The sequence below is a fragment of the Paraglaciecola sp. G1-13 genome (assembly GCF_055809255.1).
The window spans coordinates 1,511,270-1,531,223 of sequence record NZ_CM147903.1 but is presented as its reverse complement, the minus strand read 5'-3'; the positions used below and the strand labels follow the sequence as shown (position 1 = coordinate 1,531,223).

The window sequence follows — 19,954 nt, the reverse complement described above, 5'->3', positions numbered from 1 at the left end:
CACATACTGAATAACGAGACTCATGCGTTCTAAACAACACACTCAAATTGACGATATCCCCTTTAATTGGCGCGTAGTAAAACAACTATGGCCTTATTTATTGGAATTCAAGCGCCGCGTTTTCATCGCTATGCTCTGCCTTATCGCAGCAAAGATCGCCAGTATCGGCCTGCCTTTTGTCTTAAAACACGCCGTTGACACTCTAAACACGCCAGATGCAGAAAACGCCTTGGTGCTTGTTCCTTTTGCGCTCATTGCCGCCTATGGGCTGCTGCGCTTAGCCAATGTCTTGTTTGGGGAGATACGTGACACGCTTTTTGGACGTGTGACTGAACGCGCTATGCGCCGTATTAGCCTACAAGTATTTGAACATCTGCACAGACTAGATCTCGACTATCATTTAAATCGCCAAACGGGGGGATTGTCTCGCGACATTGAGCGTGGCACCAGTGGCATAAGTTTTCTGATGCGCTTCTTAGTCTTTAATATTGTCCCTACTCTGCTGGAAATACTGGCTGTTGTCGGTGTGCTTTTTTACAACTATGGCTGGAGCTTCGCGGCGATTATTTTGGTCTCAGTTATTGGTTACATCGGCTTCTCTGTAAGAGCAACGCACTGGAGAACCGAGTTTGTGCGAGCGGTCAATCAAGCCGATTCGCTAAGTAATACCAGAGCGATTGATAGCCTACTGAATTACGAAACAGTTAAATATTTCAATAACGAAGATTATGAGGCTAAGCGCTACGATGTTGCCTTAGCGGACTGGGAAACGGCACGGCGTAAAAACAGATTATCTCTTTTTGCCCTAAATGGCGGTCAAGCCACCATTATTGCTATTGCCATGACCAGCATGATGGCCGTTGCTGCATATTATGTTGCACAAGGCACCATGACCATCGGTGACTTTGTTTTGGTTAACGCCTTTACCATGCAAATTTTCATGCCTCTGAACTTCCTTGGTTTTGTATATCGCGAGATAAGAGGAGCATTAGCAAACATCGAGAATCTTTTTACCTTACTCAGTAAATCTCCAAAAGTAATCGACAATCAAGATGCCAAACCGTTAGTCGTCAGCAAAGGCAATGTACGTTTTGAGAACGTAAGTTTCGGCTACGGACCTGACAGACAAATTTTGCACGGTGTGAGCTTTCGCGTACCTGCGGGTAAAAAAGTAGCCATTGTTGGCCCAAGCGGCGCCGGTAAATCTACCATTATTAAGTTATTGTTTCGTTTTTATAATGCCAATAGCGGCGAAATTTATATTGATGAGCAGCCTGTCAGCCAATTGACACAAGCCTCGTTACGGCAAGCCATCGGTATAGTGCCGCAAGACACAGTGTTATTTAATGACAGTATTTTTGAGAATATCCGTTACGGTAACCCTTTGGCGAGTGATGAAGAGGTTTACCAAGCCATCGACCACGCACATCTATCTGCATTCATCAAATCCCTACCCCTAGGGAAAGACACCAAAGTAGGCGAGCGGGGTCTGAAGTTATCGGGGGGCGAAAAACAGCGCGTCGCCATTGCTCGCACTATATTAAAAGGTGCTCCGATCCTATTGTTTGATGAAGCAACTTCGTCTCTGGACAGTCAATCTGAACATGCGATTTTGAGTGCATTTAGAGAGATTGCAATCGGGCATACCAGTATTGTTATTGCCCATAGGCTCTCGACCATAGTCGATGCTGACAGCATCATAGTGATCCAAGATGGCCGCGTGGTAGAACAAGGTAGTCATACACTGCTTTTAGCCAATAATGGTCCGTATTACCATCTGTGGAATACACAACAAAAAGTGAACTCAAAAGATGCCTGAACAGCAACATCAACAACTCGTTGATGCCATCAATCAAACCATGCCTTTTGGTAAGTACGCCGGTCGCAAGCTGCTGGAATTACCCGAGCCTTACCTTGTTTGGTTTAGCCAAAAAGGCTTTCCCGAGGGTAAACTTGGACAACAACTGGCCCTAATGCACGAAGTAAAAGTCAATGGTTTAGAAACCATGCTTCAACCACTACTGAGATAATGAATAGACCACATCTTCGCGCCGACCGGGCGCATCGAAATACCCGTCGAAATCCTCTTCGAAAAGGTAATAGCGCGCAATATGAAAATATTGATAAGCAGATATTAGCGTTGCATCAGGCTATGGTTGAAAAACTTATTGCACAACCTGAACTTCGTCAACATGTCATAGACACTATTGAATCAAGATACGCCAATGGCCAATTACGCCACGGTGGCTACCTAGTGTGGAGTTGTTTGATGGAGTGTATTGATGACACTCCGGATAGCTTCATCGAAGGGGTACTAGCTGACACGCCTCAAATGCGCAAACTTAGGCGCAGAACTCCCTTCGTCAACGTATTGACAGAGAAAGAGCGCGAACAGGCATTACTCGGTTAACGACTGGCACAAAGTAGCATAGCCACCTAAATAGATTCGCCGTTTTTACAAAGCCACGGTTGAAGGGCTAAAAGCGTTTGAGCAATGACTTCAATACTAATACCGACATCATTATCTGACCGAAATTTTCTCCTTAAACGAAAAAAGCACCCGAAGGTGCTTTCTTTCAAACGCAATAAGCTGTCGAATTAACGACGTAGGCCTAAACGCTTGATTAGATCTTGATAACGCTCAACATTTTTACCTTTAAGGTAATCAAGAAGTTTACGACGCTGGCTAACCATGCGTAATAAACCACGACGTGAGTGGTGATCTTTTTTATGGTCAGCAAAGTGGCCTTGAAGCTTGTTGATGTTAGACGTCAACAATGCAACTTGAACTTCAGGTGAACCAGTATCACCTTCTTTTACGCCATAATCAGCAATGATTGCTGCAGTTTCTTGAGTAGTTAGTGACATAACTTTCTCCAATATAAGAGCTAAAATACAGCAGGCCGATCACTAATTCAGCCATGCCAAGGAGCGCGTATTATAGTGACTACCAACGAATTAGCAAGGGCAAATACGACTAACCTTGCTCGGTGAACACCACAACACGTTTAGGGGCCGCTTTGTTATCGCTATCGAGCTCTGACACACCCAAGAATACGTTTCCTTCAGTGCAATATGTGCGCACCAGAGTGCCCTGGTCAATAGTGGCCTCACTAACATAGGGCACTGGCTGACCATGCAGAAATGAGTCTCTTGAAGCGGGTGTGAGTTTAACACTAGGCAGTGCTTTTACGGCGCTGTCCATGGGGATTAACAATGGGTCGAGAATATCCGTTAGGGGTATTTGCTCCGCTTGGGCTTTTTCGAGCAAAGACTCAAGCATTTCAAAGGTCACCATTTTGTCGCTCGGGTAGTCAGCAACAGCAGTACGATGCAATTTACTCACATAGGCACAGCAGCCTAAAAGCTGTCCTAGGTCATCAACCAAAGAGCGTATGTAAGTGCCTTTACTGCAGTGCACTTCCATGTCGACTTCATCATCTTCAAAGCGAGTGATCTTAAGTGAGAAAATAGTGATATCGCGCGCTTCTCGCTCGATGACTATTCCTTGACGTGCATAGTGGTACAGAGGTTTGCCCTGATGCTTTAACGCTGAGAACATTGACGGAACTTGTTTGATTGGCCCTTTAAACGTCTCGCATGCATCAATTAATTGCTGCTCAGTGACATTCACTTGACGGGTATCAACAACCTCACCATCAGCGTCTGACGTCGTTGTTCTTACGCCTAACTTAGCCGTAACAATATAGGTTTTATCGGCATCTAATAAAAACTGGGAAAACTTAGTGGCTTCACCTAAACACACTGGCAACATCCCGGTAGCCAGTGGATCCAGTGCGCCAGTATGACCGGCCTTGGCGGCTAAAAATGCGCGTTTCACTTTTTGCAGCGCCTGATTTGACGAAATTTCCAATGGTTTGTCTAACAACAAAATTCCGTCTATTGCGCGACCTTTACGACGTCTAGCCAAGCCTTAATCCTCTTGTTCGTCTTCATCTAAAGAGCGGCCTGCATTGCGCGCGCGCTCTTTATCTTTGTTTAGCGTTTCATCCACTAAATTGCTGATACGAATACCTTCACTTAATGAACCATCGCGAACAAATTTAATCGCAGGTACAGCACGCATACGCATGCGATTCGCCAGTAAAGTGCGGATGTAACCTTTGTTTTCTTCTAGGATCGACAAGTAGTTGTCCATGACTTCTTCGTCGTTCTCAAAAAAGGTCACGTAAATTTTTGTGTATGCTAAATCGCGAGATACTTCAACAGCAGACACAGTCACCATGCCCAAACGCGGGTCACGATTCTTGAACTCATTCTGTAAAATACTGGCGATCTCTTTATGGATTTGCTGACCTACGCGGTCGGTGCGAGAGAATTCTCTTGCCATTTTAATCTCCTAAAGCATTAAATGATGCTTTTGTTAAGACAAAACGGAGGCCTAAGCCTCCGTTTTAATTCAATACTAATAACGCGCTAATATTTTATATTGGCGAATTATAGTTCACGCTCAACTTGAACGATTTCAAATACTTCGATTTGGTCGCCCACTTTAACGTCGTTGTAGTTCTTCACGCCGATACCACACTCAACACCGTTACGTACTTCTTGTACGTCATCTTTGAAGCGTCTTAGTGATTCAAGCTCACCTTCGTAGATAACGACGTTTTCACGTAACACGCGGATTGGGTTACTACGTTTAATCGTACCTTCAACCACCATACAACCGGCAATTGCACCAAGTTTAGGTGATTTAAACACGTCACGTACTTCAGCCAAACCAATGATTTCTTGTTTGAATTCAGGGGCTAGCATACCGGTCATCGCCATCTTGACTTCATCAATCAAGCTATAGATAACACTGTAGTAGCGCAAATCGATTTCTTCGGCTTCAATCACGCGTCTTGCACTTGCATCGGCACGTACGTTGAAACCCACCACGATCGCACTAGATGCAGCCGCTAAGCTGGCGTCAGTCTCAGTAATACCACCAACACCACTGCCTACTATGTTCACTTTCACTTCAGAAGTAGACAATTTGGTCAATGAATCAGAAATTGCTTCAACAGAGCCTTGAACGTCGGCTTTAAGCACGATGTTAAGTTCGCTAACATCACCTGCTTCCATGTTCGCGAACATGTTTTCAAGTTTCGCTTTTTGCTGCTTAGCCAGTTTAATTTCACGCTGCTTAGCATTACGTTTAGTCGCTACTTCACGCGCTTTACGCTCATCTTGTACCACTAGCGCGTCTTCACCAGCCACGGGAACACCCGACAAACCTAGTACTTCTACTGGTGTTGAAGGCCCTGCGATGGCAACGTCTTTACCGTTTTCATCACGCATAGCACGTACACGACCGTACTCAATACCACACAGTAAGATATCGCCGGCCTTAAGTTGACCTTCTTGCACCAAGACAGAAGCCACTGGGCCGCGTCCTTTGTCCAAGCGAGACTCGATAACAATACCTTTAGCAGAGCCTGTAGGCGGCGCTTTCAAGTCTAGTAATTCAGCTTGTAGGCTAATCGCTTCAAGCAACGCGTCGATACCTTCACCTGTTTTAGCTGAAACGTTAACGAACTGGTGTTCTCCGCCCCACTCTTCTGAAATCACTTCTAGTTGTGACAATTCAGTCTTAACACGATCTGGATCGGCGCTTTCTTTATCCATTTTGTTAACAGCAACAATCAAAGGGACACCAGCTGCTTTGGAGTGCTGAACCGCTTCTTTTGTTTGTGGCATTACACCATCATCTGCTGCAACAACCAAAATAACGATATCGGTTGCTGTGGCACCACGTGCACGCATAGCAGTAAACGCGGCGTGACCTGGAGTATCTAGGAAAGCAATTCGGCCGTTGTCAGTTTCAACACTGTAAGCACCGATATGCTGAGTAATACCACCTGCTTCACCCGCAGCGACTTTCGCGCGACGAATGTAATCTAGCAATGATGTTTTACCATGGTCAACGTGACCCATAATCGTTACAACTGGTGCACGCGACGCAAGCTCAGACGATATTTTGTCAGCCAACAATTCGTCTTCTAAGGCGTTGTCGTTCACTAATTCGTATTTGTGACCCATTTCTTCCACTACGAGAACCGCTGTTTCTTGGTCTAGTACTTGGTTAATGGTCGCCATCTCGCCCATTTTCATCATCGCTTTGATGACTTCAGTCGCTTTAATGGCTAACTTGCTAGCTAAGTCACTCACCGTGATCGTTTCGCCTAGACGAACGATACGCTCAACTGGCTGCGCTGGCTTGTTAAACGCATGCTTAAGGTCTGAACCTGCATTGCGTTTTGACTTTTTACGACGACGTCCGCCACGCTCGATTTTAATATCATCAGCATCTTCAGCTTCTTGTGCGTAGCGATTACTGTGCACATGCACTTCTTCCGCTTCTTGCTTCTTACGACGCTCTTCTTCTTCTTTCCAGCGACGTGAGTTTTCTTCAGCAAGTTTGCGCGCTTCATCAGCGGCTTTTTTCGCATCTTCTTCAAGCTTACGTTGAGACTCTTGTTCTTGCTTCTTACGGATATTTTCCGCTTCAGTGCGAACACGCTCTTGTTCTGCTTTTTCTTCAGGGCTTAACGCTGATTCTTCGGCTTGACGCGCTTCTGCTTCTTTTTTCGCTTTTTCAGCACGGGCAAGACGTTCAGCTTCCGCTTTCGCTTTAGATTCAGCGGCTTTCTTCGCTTTCTCTTCAGCAGCTTTTTTCGCTTCTTCTGCGGCCGCTTTTTCAGCTTCGAGTTGCGCTTGTTGCTCTGCTAGCGCGCGCGCTGTTTCTTCTTCTGCCAAACGTGCTTCTTCTACATCAGTACGTTTAACATAAGTACGCTTTTTACGTACTTCAACTGTGACCGCTTTCGACTTACCCATATTCAGAGTACTGGTCGTTTTACGTTGTAATGTCATTCGCTTAGGCGCTTCAGAGCCCGTACCGCCATGTTGTTTGCTTAAATAATCCAACAACTGACGTTTTTCATCTTCAGTCACGTTTTCATTTGCCGCTTTAACAATATCAGCATCTTTAAACTGCTTAACTAAGCGGTCAACCGAAGTGCCGATATCGGCGGCGAGTTTTTCAATGGATACTTCTGCCATATTCGTAATTCCTCTTGGTGACCCTATTCTTCGTTAAACCAGACAATGTTACGTGCAGCCATAATTAACTGGCCCGCTTTTTCTTCGTCTAGTTCTTCAATATCGCTGATCTCATCTACGCCTTGCTCCGCAAGTGCTTCAAGATCGGTAATGCCGCGACTTGCCAATGTGTAGGCAACATGGCGTTCCATACCGGCTAAACTTAATAGCTCTTCTTTTGGTTCAGAGGCTTCCAATGTCTCTTCGTTCGCTAACGCTTGCGTGGTGAGTGCTGCGCGCGCTCTGCTACGTAAATCATCAACAATGTCTTCATCAAGACCGTCTATTTCAAGTAGCTCATTAATGGGTACATAAGCGATTTCTTCAAGCGTAGAGAAACCTTCATCAACCAATACCGCTGCAAACTCTTCGTCAATATCAAGACCATTAACGAACACAGCTAACACTTTTGAATTTTCTTCATCGTGCTTGTTGTTTAAGTCTTCAACCGTCATCACGTTTAATTCCCAGCCAGTAAGCTGAGCGGCCAAACGGACGTTTTGACCACTACGACCAATCGCCTGAGCTAGATTGTCAGATTCAACCGCAACATCCATGGTGTGGTTATCTTCATCAACAACGATGGATGCAACCTCAGCCGGTGCCATTGCATTGATAACGAATTGTGCTGGATTGTCATCCCACAATACGATGTCTACACGCTCGCCACTTAATTCGCTGCTGACTGCTTGTACGCGTGAACCACGCATACCTACGCAAGCACCTACTGGGTCAAGACGTTTATCGTTGGTTTTAACCGCGATTTTAGCGCGAGAACCAGGATCGCGAGCAGCGGCCTTAATTTCTAAGGTTTCTTCTGCGATTTCAGGCACTTCCAATCTAAACAACTCAACCAGCATGTCTGGGTGCGTACGGCTCACAAACAATTGAGCACCACGTGCTTCAGGGCGAATGACGTACAATAATCCACGTACTCGGTCACCTGGGCGGAACGTTTCACGAGGTAACATATCGTCACGGTAAATTACGCCTTCCGCGTTGTTACCCAAGTCTATGATGATGTTGTCGCGATTGACCTTTTTAACGGTACCAGTGACTAAGTCACCCACACGCTCTTCGTATTCAGCCATCACTTGGGCGCGCTCAGCTTCACGTACTTTTTGTACGATAACTTGCTTAGCCGTTTGTGTGGTTATACGGTCAAATTTTATTGATTCGATTTGATCTTCAACATAGTCACCTAGTTGAATGTCAGGCTCATCAATTTGAGCCGCAGAAATAGTCATTTCTGCAAAAGGATTCTCTTGCTTTTGATCATCAGCGATAACCATCCAACGACGGAACGTATCAAAGTCGCCAGTAATACGGTCAATAGCAACACGTACTTCAATTTCGCCTTCAGTTTTCTTTTTAGTAGCACTTGCAATGGCAAACTCTAACGCTTCAAAGATTTTTTCTCTTGGAACTTGTTTTTCATTTGAAACGGCTTCCGCCACTAACAAAATTTCTTTATTCATGATTGCCTCACTGATTATTCTTTAGCAAAAGCCTTAATGGCCATCTACTCAATCAAACGTTGGAACAACATTGCCTTTTTCAATATTGGCAAAGGCCAATACAAATTCTTGGTTATCCACTTCTATGGTTAACATGCCATCGGCTTCGGACAATAACTTACCTTTGAAGTTACGTCTGTCTCCCATTGGCATCTTTAATCGTAATGTGACGACTTCACCCACTGATTCGATGTAATGTTGTAACTTAAATAAGGGACGTTCCATGCCCGGCGAGGACACTTCTAAGTTGTATTCGGTATTAATCGGATCTTCTACATCAAGTACGGCACTCACTTGATGACTCACTTCTGCACAATGATCGACTGAAATACCGTCAGGGTGATCAATGTAAACGCGCATGGTTGAATGTTTTCCAGCGCGAACAAATTCAATCCCCACCATTTCAAAGCCAAGCGCTTCAACAGGTGCGGTCAACATTTCAGTTAATTTCTGTTCTAGTTGTGACAAAACTCACGCTCCAAAAACGAAAAAAGGGCCATAAGCCCAGAATAAATTAAAAACAGGATAAAAAGGATAACAAAAAGCCCCGTACAAGCGGGGCTTTTTGTTTCTGGACCCTAGTCCACTATTCTCACTGAAAATTGGCTGAATGCCAAGTTTCAAAAAGTGGTTGCGGGAGCAGGATTTGAACCTACGACCTTCGGGTTATGAGCCCGACGAGCTACCAGACTGCTCCATCCCGCGCTTGAAATCTTTTTCGATAAGGACACTATGCATTGCGTGTCGCGTCTCGAGTGGGGCGTATTATACATAGCTAACTGAAACGCGCAAGTCTTGTGAAGCATAAAACTTAAATAAATCCAGAAGGTTTATTAGATTGTATGCAATTCGTACAAAACCACTGATTACGCAATGCGCTAAGCCAAATTATACAGCTAACTAGACCTGCAAAAGGTCCATCTTAGACGCCAGTTTAAAATCCAATTCACTTAAACCATCAACGTCATGCGTAGTGAGTTTAACCTCCACTTTATTATATACATTGAACCATTCAGGATGATGATTGAGTTTTTCCGCCCAAATGGCGATTTGAGTCATCCAGCCGAACGCACGAATAAAGCTCTTAAACTTGAAGTTCTTGGCAAGTTTACCGTCGTTAATATGCCAATGTTGTTCTGCTCGCAAGCCTTGGTTGAGCGCAATCAACTTAGTTTGCGTTTCACTTTCTGATAATTTATCTACCATGTAATCCTCCTTTTTGCGATTCATTGAATTTTTTCACACTGTCTATCATGCCGTTAGCCAATCAAAATGAAAGCAAAGGCATGATTTACCTAGATGACATTCGGTCACTTAAGTTTACAAAGCGGTAAAACAAAAAAAACCTGCCGAAGCAGGTTTTTTATATAAATTACTGAGTTTAGAATTCGACGGCGAAGCGCGCGTATATTTGACGCCCTCTTGGGTCATGCACCTTACTGTCAAAGCCACTGTTAGTGAATAACTGTGGTGGCTCTTCATCTGTGATGTTGATACCACCCACAGACAATACATAGTTGTTCTGGGTATCGAACAAAGTACCCAAATTAACGTTGTACTGAACATCGTAGGTCACTTGGCTATCAACTCCTTTAAACCCTCCTAATCCTTCACATGAACCTGTATTGACGCTGCCATCAGCACAGTTTTGGTCGTCATCATAACTGTCAATATAACGCGCAAAGATATTGGCAGAATGAGCACCTGAGGACCAATTTAGCCCAAGGTTTAAACGTAGCTCAGGAGAAGAAGTACCTATATTGGTAAAGTTTCTGCGCCCTGCCCCATCGACTTTACCTGCTTGCGGGTCGTTTAGTTCATATTCCAGAATGTAAGTAGCATTGATTGACGGCACAAACATACCAGCGTCCGTATCAATCTTATAACTGGTCACAAAGTCTAGACCAGAGGTTTCAAGAGAGCTTGCATTAACATAAGTATTGTTAACTTGTGTTAACGGGCCGGTTAGTGGGTCACCTGCACGAACAACACGCTCAGGATCGCTTGGGTCTAAGTTTAATACAGCCTGCGGATTTTCTTGAATAATCAAATCCTCAAACTCGAAGTTCCAGTAATCAACTTCAATAGAAAAATCGCTAATCGGCTCGAATGACACACCAAGGTTGTATGCGGTAGATTCTTCAGGTTTTAAGTCTTCATTACCTACAGTACGCACTGCAGCGAATGCATTTGCACCGATAAGCGGGTCAACGAGTTGTTGTAGCGAGGTCCCGCCACCATTTCTTAAAAATACCGTTGGCGCTCTGAACGATGTTGATATTGAACCTCGTAAAGACAATTGTTCACTGGCGCGATATGAAAAAGCCACTTTAGGATCAATCGTATCACCAATGGTGCCGCCGTAATCTTCGTAACGCACAGCAAGCTGAATATCTAGATCGTCAGTTACCGGTAGTGCCATCTCAGCAAACGCAGCCCACACATCTAATGAGCCGTCAAAGTCAGGGTTACCAATTACAAACGTAAAGCTGTCTTGATTAGCCAGTGCATCGTAATCTTGGCTCAATGACTCTTCACGGTATTGCATACCAAATGCGAGACCTGCCGCTCCGCCATCCATATCAAACACATCGAATGACATAAAGCCTTCAAATACTTGTAAATCAGCTTTTGAATCGATGGTTTCAAGACCCGTAAATGAATCAATTACGTACTGAGAGTTGGGTGCAGTTGTGTACGATGTCGCGAAAGGATTGAAGTATTCGCAATCCCCTTCCCCGGGAGTACCCGTTAACGGATTACATTGTCCACCGCCCAAACCGTTCAACGCTAAGTTAAACTCTGTGTTCAACACATCCGGTACACTGAAGAAAAAGTCGTTGGTAGCATTGGTGTAACTGACTTCCCAAAAACCATGCTCTAGCTCACCTTGCAGCGCAGTGTTAAAACGAAATGTATCGGATTCAGTATTAGCGAAATCAGGTGCTTTACCGTTACCTTCAGCACGGCCGAAAAAGGTCACAGCTTGTCCAAATGGATTTTCAGGATGATCAGCAGGCACAACGGGCCCAGTAAGAATTGGGAAACTTGGTGCGCCACCACGAGATGCACGGTTACGCGCAAAGCTAACTTCTGTGGTCCAACTCATTTCGTCCGTCAATTCATATTCTGCTTTCACATAAGCGTTGAGACGAGATTCATCTGGTACGTATGAATAATCTTTACCGAAATCAAACATACAAAGGCCTACATCTAGGCCAGGCACAGTGCCAGGAGGCGCTAACACATTGGATGCACCACCAAACTCTTCACACCCATAGGGGTCAATAAAGGGTGTAGCACCAATAAAGTACGAGCCTGGATTACCTAACGCACTGCTGTCATCTTGGGGGCGGCTCAAACGACGGTCTTTTATAAATAAAGGGGAACGATTGGTGTAACTTACCGCAGCGATAATGCTGCTATCCTCACTACTGGTGCCCCACAACCCTTGCAGTACATATTCTTTGTTATTGCCGTGCGCACCGTCTTGATAGTCCGCGCTAAGTTTCACGCCGTCATAATTGCGTTTTGTTATAAAGTTAACTACCCCGGCCACAGCATCCGAACCATATAAAGCAGATGCACCATCTTTAATGATCTCCACACGGTCAATCGCAATCATAGGAACGAGTGAGCTAGTATCAACGAAATTTAATCCATTGTTGGTCGGTTGAGCGTTAACCACTTGACGTTTATTGTTTAGCAAAACCAACGTCGATGCCACACCTAGACCACGAAGGTTAATATTTGACGTACCGGCTGTCGCATTTTGCGTAAATGCGTCGGGGTTATTTTCAGCCCCAGTGTTAATGGTTAGCGTTTGGGTAATATCAGCGATATTTTTCGCGCCAAGGGCGTCAATTGCAACGCTGTCCACGACGGACAATGGCGACGGCGATTCAAAGTTTTCACTGCGGCGAACGAAACTACCGGTCACCATGATCATTTCGATGTCTTCTTTTTTCTCTACATCAGCTTCTTGGGCTAATACTGTAGGCGTAGCAAATAAAAACTGTGCGGAAATGGCCGCGGCTAAAGCACTGACTCGTGTATTTATCTTCATTGTGTGTTCTCGAGGTAATTATTAGATTCAAATCGAGCGTGTTAACAACGGACCTTTCCAACCACTCAGACCGCGCGTCAATATTGTCTAATAGTTCTAATTCCAACCAGTAAGTGACTGATTCTCGGGCGCTAAAATAACGCGTCACAATGATAGTAGGGGGGGATTCGCTCGATGTAAACGCAATGTTACTTATATGTAAACATTCGTTTAACTCATGGTCGGACCAGTATGAAAAAGGAGAGCAATCTAACAGGTAAAAAGATTGCTCATACTAAAGTTTAAGCCAGTAACATCATTAAAAAAGTGCCTACTGCTGCGGGCTTGTCTCTGCCTTTAATTTCTATCTGGGTGTCAAAGCTAAATAAAGTGCCTAACGGCTTCTTTTCTTTCCTAGCAAGAGAAGAGACAAAGCGAATCTCATCGTTGACACGCACAGGCTCCAAAAAGCGTATTTTATCTATCCCGTAGTTCAATACAGTTTGGCTGGCAGAATCGAGCTGAACCATGTGGTAAAAGGACTCAGGCATGAGTGTCACACTCAAATAACCGTGGGCAATAGTGGTTTTAAACGGACTTTCTTTTTCACAGCGCTTAGGATCAATATGTATCCATTGATGGTCACCTGTGGCATCAGCGAATAAGTTTATTCGCGCTTGATCTATTTTTAACCAAGCGCTTGGCACTAACTCTTCACCGACTTCAATTTGTAATAAACCCTTGGCCATCATTGGCTCCTTTAGATTGTAGTTTGGTCATGCTTACGCTAGCACCCAGTCTCTGGAGAAGACAACTCACCTGAATTTATTTAGATGTATAAACTAAGTATGAGGAAAAAACTCGCGCATTAAATGAAATACATTGTTGATATATAGTAAACATTCACGCTCGTGATGACTCTGGTACTAGTCTGATGGGTAGGTTCTGTGTTCCATAGGATATTTTTCTAACAAAAGAAATTTATTCCTACTTTTAGGGTCTGCATATAGACGCAATTAGACGTCAATAATCACCAAGAGGATCCAAATGGTTAGACATTGGTTAGTTATCGCACTTTTATCTTGTGTCTCACGTGTCACTCAAGCCTACTGCATAGATGATTGGGCATGTTTTGAAAAGGTTAAGCACGGCGAGGTAATAGAATACTGGTTAAGCAATAACAAACCCTACCCCATCACCTCCACGCTCGATGTAAGAACCCGAAACCTTAAAACTGAGAATGCAGCCAAAGAGCGATACATCAAAACATTGGTGTTAAGGCCCCTAGAGCGCGTTAATATTTTGACATTGCAGCCGATTGATAGCGCTCGTCCATTGCACAGCAAAGAAGATTTTTACTGGACCCCAGGTATCGAAGACGCCCAACACGATGATAGTTACCAATATGCGTTACCTTATGCAAAGGGCCAGACATTTAGGGTCGTGCAAGGATTTGACGGCGGCTATAGCCACCAAGGGGCATCGCGATACGCTGTGGATTTTGCAATGCCAATAGGAACGCCTATCCATGCGGCACGTGGTGGTCAGGTGATCGACTTACAGCAAAAACATGACAGAGGTGGTGCCGCTAGGAGTTTCGCCAGATACGCTAATTTCATCACTGTACTGCACGACGACGGCACGACAGGTGAATACTATCATTTACGCCTAAATGGTGTAGTGCCTACCCTTGGACAAGATATTAAACGAGGACAACTTATTGGTTATTCAGGTAATACCGGCTTCTCCTCCCTGCCCCATTTGCATTTCGCTGTCTATCAAGCCAAAAGTTTTGGTAAGTACCAATCAATAAAAATAACGTTTGAGAAGTGACCCGCCAGTTCCCTGTAGGATCATCCTGTAATTTACCTACCAGTAAAAGCTAGAGCGTTTTTTATTTTATCCACGTTTAATCATCCCTTCTATTTTCAAAAACAAACCTTATCCAATTGATTTGACTCGTCCTTTGTATGCTAAAACGGAACTTTTGTGTAAAAAAGTTTACATGTCACTGAGCGTTCTAAGCACCTATATCCTGAAGATAAATTTGATCTATTTTAGAAATTGCGTAGTATTAATTACAACTGGTCAGATGAGCGGATGAGTAATTATCATGAGTATTAGAACAAACCTTAAAAAAGTATTACCTGCAATTTCTTTAACAGAGCAAGAAGCGTTAGACGCGGGTGATGTATGGATTGAATCATCCATCTATCGTGGTACCCCTGATATGCAAGCCTTGCGTGCCATTCCTAAAGCGACTTTGAGTGCAGATGAGCAAGCTTTCTTAGACGGTCCGGTACAAGAGCTACTGGAAATGGTAGATGATCACGAACTGCAAAACGGTCATCATTTACCGCAGAATGTGTTGGACTTTTTATCAGCAAATAAGTTTTTCGCTTTGATTATTCCCAAGAGATTTGGTGGATTAGAGTTTTCTCCTTATGCTAATTCAACCATAGTCGCGACAATTGCAGTAAAAAGCAGCGCGGTTGCGGTAACTGTCATGGTGCCTAACTCATTAGGACCGGGCGAATTGCTAATGCATTACGGTACTACAGAGCAACAAGACCACTGGTTGCCCAATTTAGCTGTAGGTAAAGACATTCCATGTTTTGCACTGACCAGCCCTGAGGCAGGCTCAGATGCGGGTGCTATCCCTGATACAGGGATTGTGACCAAAGAAATGTACGAGGGCAAAGAAGTAATTGGCTTATCGGTGACTTGGGATAAGCGTTACATCACGCTTGCGCCTATCGCTACGGTACTTGGATTAGCCTTTAAAGTATTCGACCCCGACCATTTATTGGGTGACAAAGTGGAGCTGGGTATCACGTGCGCGCTTATCCCTAAGTCACACCCTGGTGTTGAGCTAGGTAATCGTCACGATCCTATGGGTATTCGTTTCTATAACGGCACCACGCGAGGTAACAAAGTATTCATCCCAATGGACTTCATTATTGGGGGTCAGAAAAACATTGGTCGTGGATGGCAAATGCTTGTCAGTTGTTTGGGTGCGGGACGCGGTATCTCACTTCCTGCAATGGGCGTGGCATCAGCACAATCTGCTCTGAAGTCTACCGCAGAATATTCGTTTGTTCGTGAACAATTCGGCGTGCCAATTGGGCGTTTCGAAGGAATTCAGGAAAAACTTGCTGATATAGCGGGTAAAACGTTTGTTTTAGAAGCCATGCGTGTATTGACCACAGAAGGCCTAGGTTTAGGCCTTAAGCCTTCAGTTGTAACGGCAATGGCTAAATACCACATGACTGAATTAGGTCGTGATGTGTGTAACACCGCGATGGATATCCAAGCCGGTAAAGCGATTCAACGAGGGCCGCAAAATACCTTAGCGAATGGTTATGCAGCGCAACCCATTGCCATTACGGTTGAAGGTGCAAACATTTTAACCAGAAGCTTAATGATATTTGGTCAAGGCGCAATGCGCTGTCATCCACATATGAAAGAAATGGTTGATCTTATTCACAGCGATGAAGCCTCAGCAGACAAAGAGTTTAATAAAGTGTTGGGTAAAACCATCAGCTTCAGTGTTAAGAATTCGTTGCGCAGCTTCAGTAAAAGCTATTTAACCTTTACGCGCGGCGCGCAATCTAGCTTGCCTGAAGTGAAGCCATACGAAAAACGCATGAACGCTTTATCAGCCAAACTAGCACCTCTTGCTGATTTATCGCTACTTGTTCTTGGCGGTGATTTGAAGAAAGCCGAAATGCTATCGGCACGTTTGGGTGATGTGATGAGTTACTTGTATGCCTCCATGGCGGTGGTTCGTTTTTACGAGCAACGGGTAACAAACCGAGTTGAAGCCAAGCCTTATTTCGAATACGCCATTCAGTGGTGTTTATTGCAGGGTGAGCAGGCTTTGAATGAATTCGTCAGTAACTTCCCGAACACAGCCACTCGTGGTTTGATGCGTGTATTAACTAACACTTATACGCGCTCAGTTCCGGCCATATCTGACAAACTAAAACGACAGCTTTCTGATGCCACTATGGCGCAAAGCTCGATCATGGCAGATTTAACCCATTTGGTTAAGGTTATTCCTGGTGATGGTAATCACATCAACCAAGAAGCATTTGCTGCAAAGCACGATGTCATGCCTATCCTTAAAGTTGTGCAAAAAGCACTCCGTAAGGATCCAGTGGTCCCGTTTGTTTCCTTTGAAAATGCAGTGACTAAGCTGCATGAAAACGGTGAACTAAGCGCAAACGAATACGCTCGCGTAATCGATTATAATAATAAGCGACAACTAGCCGTGCGTGTTGATGAGTACACCTTTGATATGGAACTGCTTGATGCAAATCAACAGCTCGTCAAAGGTGAACCAGAAGCGCACACAGACGCCGCGTAAAGCAGGCAAGGGAAGCGAAAAGGGGATGATATTTATATCATCCCCTTTTTTTTGCTTTTAGCCCGCAAAGGTTCTAGCGATCTTTACCCGCTCTATTTCTAGCGCTACGCCAGTGCACGAATTTCAGCCAGCGCCAATTCTATTTCCTGTTCGTTGTTCAGCAAGGATGGTGCGAAGCGCGCATAGCTTTGCCGATAAGGCGTACTACTCATAATAATACCTTTAGCATGCATCTTTTCTACTACGGCTTGCGGCGCTAGTCCCTTCACGTCGAAACACACTAGGCCAGATGAAAGCGCACTGTCATGGGGTGTATACAATGTCACATGCGACATTTCTGCTAACCCTTTCTTGGTTTGTGCATTAAGTTGATGAATGCGCTTTTGAACGTTCGCTTTGCCCAACTGAAGGTGTAATTTGAATGCTTCTGGCAAAGCCCAGCGATGCTCGAAGGAGTGAAAACCCCCAGGGGACATATGATCGCCAATCGGCACGTTATCTTGCGTCGTTGACCCTAGCCAAACATTGTAAGACTCACTGAAACTAGGAATAACCGGCTCGCTTTGAGCCCACGCCCGTTCATTTCCCCACACAACACCTGTGCCCCTTGGGCCAAATATCCATTTGTGAGTGCCAGCGACGAAAAAGTCACACCCTAACTGGCTAATATCTTGATCCTCAATACCAAACCCGTGAACGCCATCAATGCAAAACAGTATCTGTTGATCGCCTTTACGCTGCTGATTAATCTTGATGATGGTATCTGCCATAGCCCGAATAGGCAGCTTTACACCAGTGGATGAATGCACCCACGTAGCCGCAACCACTTTTGTTTGCCTGCCAATAGCATCGCGCAATCGCTTTAACACCTGATCCACGTTGACTTGCGCTGGCTCGTCATACAGAGCGATGCGCTTAACCGTGGCCCCAGTGCGTTTAGCCCGGTGCACCAACGACATATCAGTGGAGTAATGGTCGTGCACGGTTTGCAGAATTTCGTCCCCTTGCTGCAATTTTAATCCACTATAAATCAAGCCTAACCCCATAGTGGTGCTGTCGGTTAACGCGATGTGTCGAGCTTCTCCTCCCATATAATCAGCCGCGGCTTGGGTTATTTCACCGTCAATAGTGAGAAAGTGCTCATGCCAGTAATCCGAAGGGTTCTCATCAAATGCTTGTCTGTGCTTTTCGATGGCTTGAGAAACTGGTGCGGGATGCGACGCTAACAAGAATGTTGATAGCTGAATGTAGTCCCGAGTCAATGGAAACAAATTACGTAAGGCTTGCCAATCACTCGGTGCAGGAAAACTACTTGTGTTTGCTATCTTAGGTACTGTATTTGGTCCTGCTTTTAATAAAGACGATATGCTCACCAAACCTGCTCCGGCGCTCAGCCCCAATGCATGTAAAAACTGACGTCTTAACATATAAATCCTCCTTTCTTATCTCGCCGCTCCTAAGGCTAAAAGAACACATTTACAACGCGTTAAGCCATGGAGTAATAGGCATAAGTGTAGGGCAATACTGGAACTTCGCTTTTTTAGAGCATCAATATAGTGCTCAAAAATACGTCAAAAAGATAAACAGGATGAAATGGGATTGGACAAAAATAATGTCACTAACAAGAAAAGATACGATCGGTAAAGCTGAAAACGAGAATACTGAATCACTCAGCACTGTGCCCCTCGAATGGTGGCACAGTGCTCATGTTATTATGCTTGCAAGATTTATTTCACTTCCATATGCGGCGAGCGGTAAACAATCTCATCGTTGAGATCGATACCAATGCCTGGGGTTTCACTGACTTCGAAAAAGCCATTAACGGGCTGAGGGTCTTGAATACACAATTCGCGATTCCAGTCTTTAATGGCGTAAGTATGATGCTCGTGAATCAAAAAGTTAGGGATAGCAGTTTCTAAATGTAAGCTCGCCGCCGTCGCCACGGGACCACCACACACATGGGCCTGAATGCGTACGTCATACACATCAGCGTAATCACAGACTTTTTTGGCTTCAGTGAAACCACCGCATAAGCCAATGTCGGGCTGCAATACGTCTAGGCTTTGATCTTCTAAATATGGTCTAACACCCCAACGATTATATAAACGCTCACCACCAGCAATGGGCACATTCACGCGCTTGGCGACTTTATCGTGTAATTTAGAATTCAAGTAGTTCACCGGCTCTTCGTAATACAAACAACCAATGTCTTCGACCATTTCACCTAACTGAATGGCCGTGGCAACACCGGGTAAACTGTGGCATTCAAAAATAATATCTACGTCGTCACCTACCGCATCACGGATGGCTTGCAACCGCGCTCTGAACAAGCGCATTTCTGGCTGAGTAAATAACTTGGTGCGATCAAAGTGCCCTGCCCCGTTTTTATCGTAAACAATCGGGTCAACTTTAACAGCGTCATAGCCTTCAGCCACGGCTTTTTCAGCTGCGCGTCCGTAATCAACAGGGTCGTTCAAGCGGGTAACCTCTTTATCCCAATCGAATTGTAATTGGCTGGCATAAGTACGTAATTTTTCGTTGGTTTTACCCCCCAATAATTGGTACAAAGGTACATTTAGCGCTCTGGCTTTAATGTCCCATAATGCCGTATCGATTGCGCTCATAGCCGCATAAAACACTGGGCCGCCACCTAGTCCCCAAAAACCTTCTCTGAGCATTTTGCTCCACAGCAGTTCAGTATTGACCGGATTGAAACCGATCAATAATGCTTCTGCAATTTCCTTAATCATATGCGCAGCAGCACTGTGTCCCCAGTCGTATGCAAGACCAGCCTCCCCTACGCCTGTGATCCCTTCATCTGTATGAATACGAATAAAAACGGGGTTCCACACTGTGCGTTTTGGGCACTCGATATCAAAAATTTCAACGCGGGTAATCTTCATTAATTCTATTCCT

The 19,954-nt window shown here is 44.7% G+C and carries 16 protein-coding genes and 1 tRNA gene; 5 read left to right on the top strand and 12 right to left on the bottom strand.

Annotated features, from left to right (window positions below):
* Positions 1-22: 22 nt before the first annotated feature.
* Genes AC0L6N_RS06490 through AC0L6N_RS06480 form a run of 3 tightly spaced genes read left to right on the top strand, consistent with a single transcriptional unit; the run spans position 23 to position 2,410 of the window.
* The gene (locus AC0L6N_RS06490; RefSeq protein ID WP_473479961.1) at positions 23-1,819 is read left to right on the top strand and encodes an ABCB family ABC transporter ATP-binding protein/permease; all 1,797 of its coding nucleotides are present in this window, start codon (positions 23-25) and stop codon (positions 1,817-1,819) included.
* Positions 1,812-2,030, top strand: coding sequence for a DUF3820 family protein (locus tag AC0L6N_RS06485; RefSeq protein ID WP_473479959.1), 219 nt, complete (start codon positions 1,812-1,814; stop codon positions 2,028-2,030). The genes AC0L6N_RS06490 and AC0L6N_RS06485 overlap by 8 nt, the downstream gene beginning before the upstream one ends.
* On the top strand, positions 2,030-2,410 hold the full coding sequence (locus tag AC0L6N_RS06480; RefSeq protein ID WP_011574524.1) for a hypothetical protein: 381 nt from the start codon (positions 2,030-2,032) through the stop codon (positions 2,408-2,410). Before AC0L6N_RS06485 ends, AC0L6N_RS06480 begins: the two co-directional genes overlap by 1 nt.
* A gap of 188 nt (positions 2,411-2,598) precedes the next feature.
* Here AC0L6N_RS06480 and rpsO read toward each other — a convergent pair whose 3' ends face one another.
* The 10 genes from rpsO to AC0L6N_RS06430 all read right to left on the bottom strand — a co-directional run bounded on the left by rpsO (position 2,599) and on the right by AC0L6N_RS06430 (position 13,418).
* Complete coding sequence (gene rpsO, locus AC0L6N_RS06475) at positions 2,599-2,868, bottom strand: 30S ribosomal protein S15 (protein WP_006994175.1); 270 nt, start codon at positions 2,866-2,868, stop codon at positions 2,599-2,601.
* Between the two features lie 109 nt (positions 2,869-2,977).
* Complete coding sequence (gene truB, locus AC0L6N_RS06470; RefSeq protein WP_473479958.1) at positions 2,978-3,931, bottom strand: tRNA pseudouridine(55) synthase TruB; 954 nt, start codon at positions 3,929-3,931, stop codon at positions 2,978-2,980.
* Positions 3,932-3,934: 3 nt separating this feature from the next.
* Positions 3,935-4,351, bottom strand: a complete 417-nt coding sequence (gene rbfA, locus AC0L6N_RS06465; protein WP_011574522.1) for a 30S ribosome-binding factor RbfA — start codon at positions 4,349-4,351, stop codon at positions 3,935-3,937.
* Between the two features lie 107 nt (positions 4,352-4,458).
* Entirely contained in the window at positions 4,459-7,068 is a 2,610-nt protein-coding gene (gene infB / locus AC0L6N_RS06460; protein WP_011574521.1) for a translation initiation factor IF-2, read from the bottom strand.
* A gap of 23 nt (positions 7,069-7,091) precedes the next feature.
* Positions 7,092-8,585 carry a transcription termination factor NusA gene (gene nusA / locus AC0L6N_RS06455; RefSeq protein ID WP_011574520.1) on the bottom strand — a complete coding sequence of 498 codons (1,494 nt, stop codon included), beginning with the start codon at positions 8,583-8,585 and terminating at the stop codon, positions 7,092-7,094.
* Between the two features lie 48 nt (positions 8,586-8,633).
* Positions 8,634-9,092 carry a ribosome maturation factor RimP gene (rimP, locus tag AC0L6N_RS06450; protein ID WP_011574519.1) on the bottom strand — a complete coding sequence of 153 codons (459 nt, stop codon included), beginning with the start codon at positions 9,090-9,092 and terminating at the stop codon, positions 8,634-8,636.
* 160 nt (positions 9,093-9,252) lie between these two features.
* Positions 9,253-9,329: transfer RNA gene (locus AC0L6N_RS06445), tRNA-Met, on the bottom strand.
* 195 nt (positions 9,330-9,524) lie between these two features.
* A complete protein-coding gene (locus AC0L6N_RS06440) occupies positions 9,525-9,830 on the bottom strand; it encodes a 4a-hydroxytetrahydrobiopterin dehydratase (RefSeq protein WP_473479955.1) in 306 nt (101 codons plus the stop codon).
* A 175-nt stretch (positions 9,831-10,005) separates the two neighbouring features.
* Positions 10,006-12,690: a TonB-dependent receptor plug domain-containing protein gene (locus AC0L6N_RS06435; protein WP_473479953.1), complete on the bottom strand. Its 2,685-nt coding sequence runs from the start codon at positions 12,688-12,690 to the stop codon at positions 10,006-10,008.
* Positions 12,691-12,971: 281 nt separating this feature from the next.
* On the bottom strand, positions 12,972-13,418 hold the full coding sequence (locus AC0L6N_RS06430) for a MaoC family dehydratase (RefSeq protein WP_473481273.1): 447 nt from the start codon (positions 13,416-13,418) through the stop codon (positions 12,972-12,974).
* 298 nt (positions 13,419-13,716) lie between these two features.
* Here AC0L6N_RS06430 and AC0L6N_RS06425 point away from each other — a divergent pair, with 298 nt between their 5' ends.
* Positions 13,717-14,502 (top strand): M23 family metallopeptidase, encoded by a 786-nt coding sequence (locus AC0L6N_RS06425; RefSeq protein ID WP_473479951.1) that lies wholly within the window; start codon positions 13,717-13,719, stop codon positions 14,500-14,502.
* Positions 14,503-14,782: 280 nt separating this feature from the next.
* Entirely contained in the window at positions 14,783-17,038 is a 2,256-nt protein-coding gene (locus AC0L6N_RS06420; protein WP_473479949.1) for an acyl-CoA dehydrogenase, read from the top strand.
* A gap of 104 nt (positions 17,039-17,142) precedes the next feature.
* Here the strand turns inward: AC0L6N_RS06420 and AC0L6N_RS06415 are convergent, their stop codons facing one another.
* On the bottom strand, positions 17,143-18,465 hold the full coding sequence (locus AC0L6N_RS06415; RefSeq protein ID WP_473479948.1) for an aminotransferase class V-fold PLP-dependent enzyme: 1,323 nt from the start codon (positions 18,463-18,465) through the stop codon (positions 17,143-17,145).
* Between the two features lie 300 nt (positions 18,466-18,765).
* Positions 18,766-19,941: a mandelate racemase/muconate lactonizing enzyme family protein gene (locus tag AC0L6N_RS06410; protein ID WP_011574512.1), complete on the bottom strand. Its 1,176-nt coding sequence runs from the start codon at positions 19,939-19,941 to the stop codon at positions 18,766-18,768.
* Positions 19,942-19,954: the final 13 nt, after the last annotated feature.

Bases quoted from the DNA above. Each gene is read 5' to 3' on its own strand.
- AC0L6N_RS06435 (WP_473479953.1), bottom strand. From the start codon at position 12,690: ATGAAGATAAATACACGAGTCAGTGCTTTAGCCGCGGCCATTTCCGCA.
- AC0L6N_RS06430 (WP_473481273.1), bottom strand. From the start codon at position 13,418: ATGGCCAAGGGTTTATTACAAATTGAAGTCGGTGAAGAGTTAGTGCCA.
- nusA (WP_011574520.1), bottom strand. From the start codon at position 8,585: ATGAATAAAGAAATTTTGTTAGTGGCGGAAGCCGTTTCAAATGAAAAA.
- AC0L6N_RS06410 (WP_011574512.1), bottom strand. From the start codon at position 19,941: ATGAAGATTACCCGCGTTGAAATTTTTGATATCGAGTGCCCAAAACGC.
- AC0L6N_RS06480 (WP_011574524.1), top strand. From the start codon at position 2,030: ATGAATAGACCACATCTTCGCGCCGACCGGGCGCATCGAAATACCCGT.
- AC0L6N_RS06415 (WP_473479948.1), bottom strand. From the start codon at position 18,465: ATGTTAAGACGTCAGTTTTTACATGCATTGGGGCTGAGCGCCGGAGCA.
- infB (WP_011574521.1), bottom strand. From the start codon at position 7,068: ATGGCAGAAGTATCCATTGAAAAACTCGCCGCCGATATCGGCACTTCG.
- AC0L6N_RS06485 (WP_473479959.1), top strand. From the start codon at position 1,812: ATGCCTGAACAGCAACATCAACAACTCGTTGATGCCATCAATCAAACC.
- rbfA (WP_011574522.1), bottom strand. From the start codon at position 4,351: ATGGCAAGAGAATTCTCTCGCACCGACCGCGTAGGTCAGCAAATCCAT.
- AC0L6N_RS06420 (WP_473479949.1), top strand. From the start codon at position 14,783: ATGAGTATTAGAACAAACCTTAAAAAAGTATTACCTGCAATTTCTTTA.
- AC0L6N_RS06425 (WP_473479951.1), top strand. From the start codon at position 13,717: ATGGTTAGACATTGGTTAGTTATCGCACTTTTATCTTGTGTCTCACGT.
- AC0L6N_RS06440 (WP_473479955.1), bottom strand. From the start codon at position 9,830: ATGGTAGATAAATTATCAGAAAGTGAAACGCAAACTAAGTTGATTGCG.
- AC0L6N_RS06490 (WP_473479961.1), top strand. From the start codon at position 23: ATGCGTTCTAAACAACACACTCAAATTGACGATATCCCCTTTAATTGG.
- rpsO (WP_006994175.1), bottom strand. From the start codon at position 2,868: ATGTCACTAACTACTCAAGAAACTGCAGCAATCATTGCTGATTATGGC.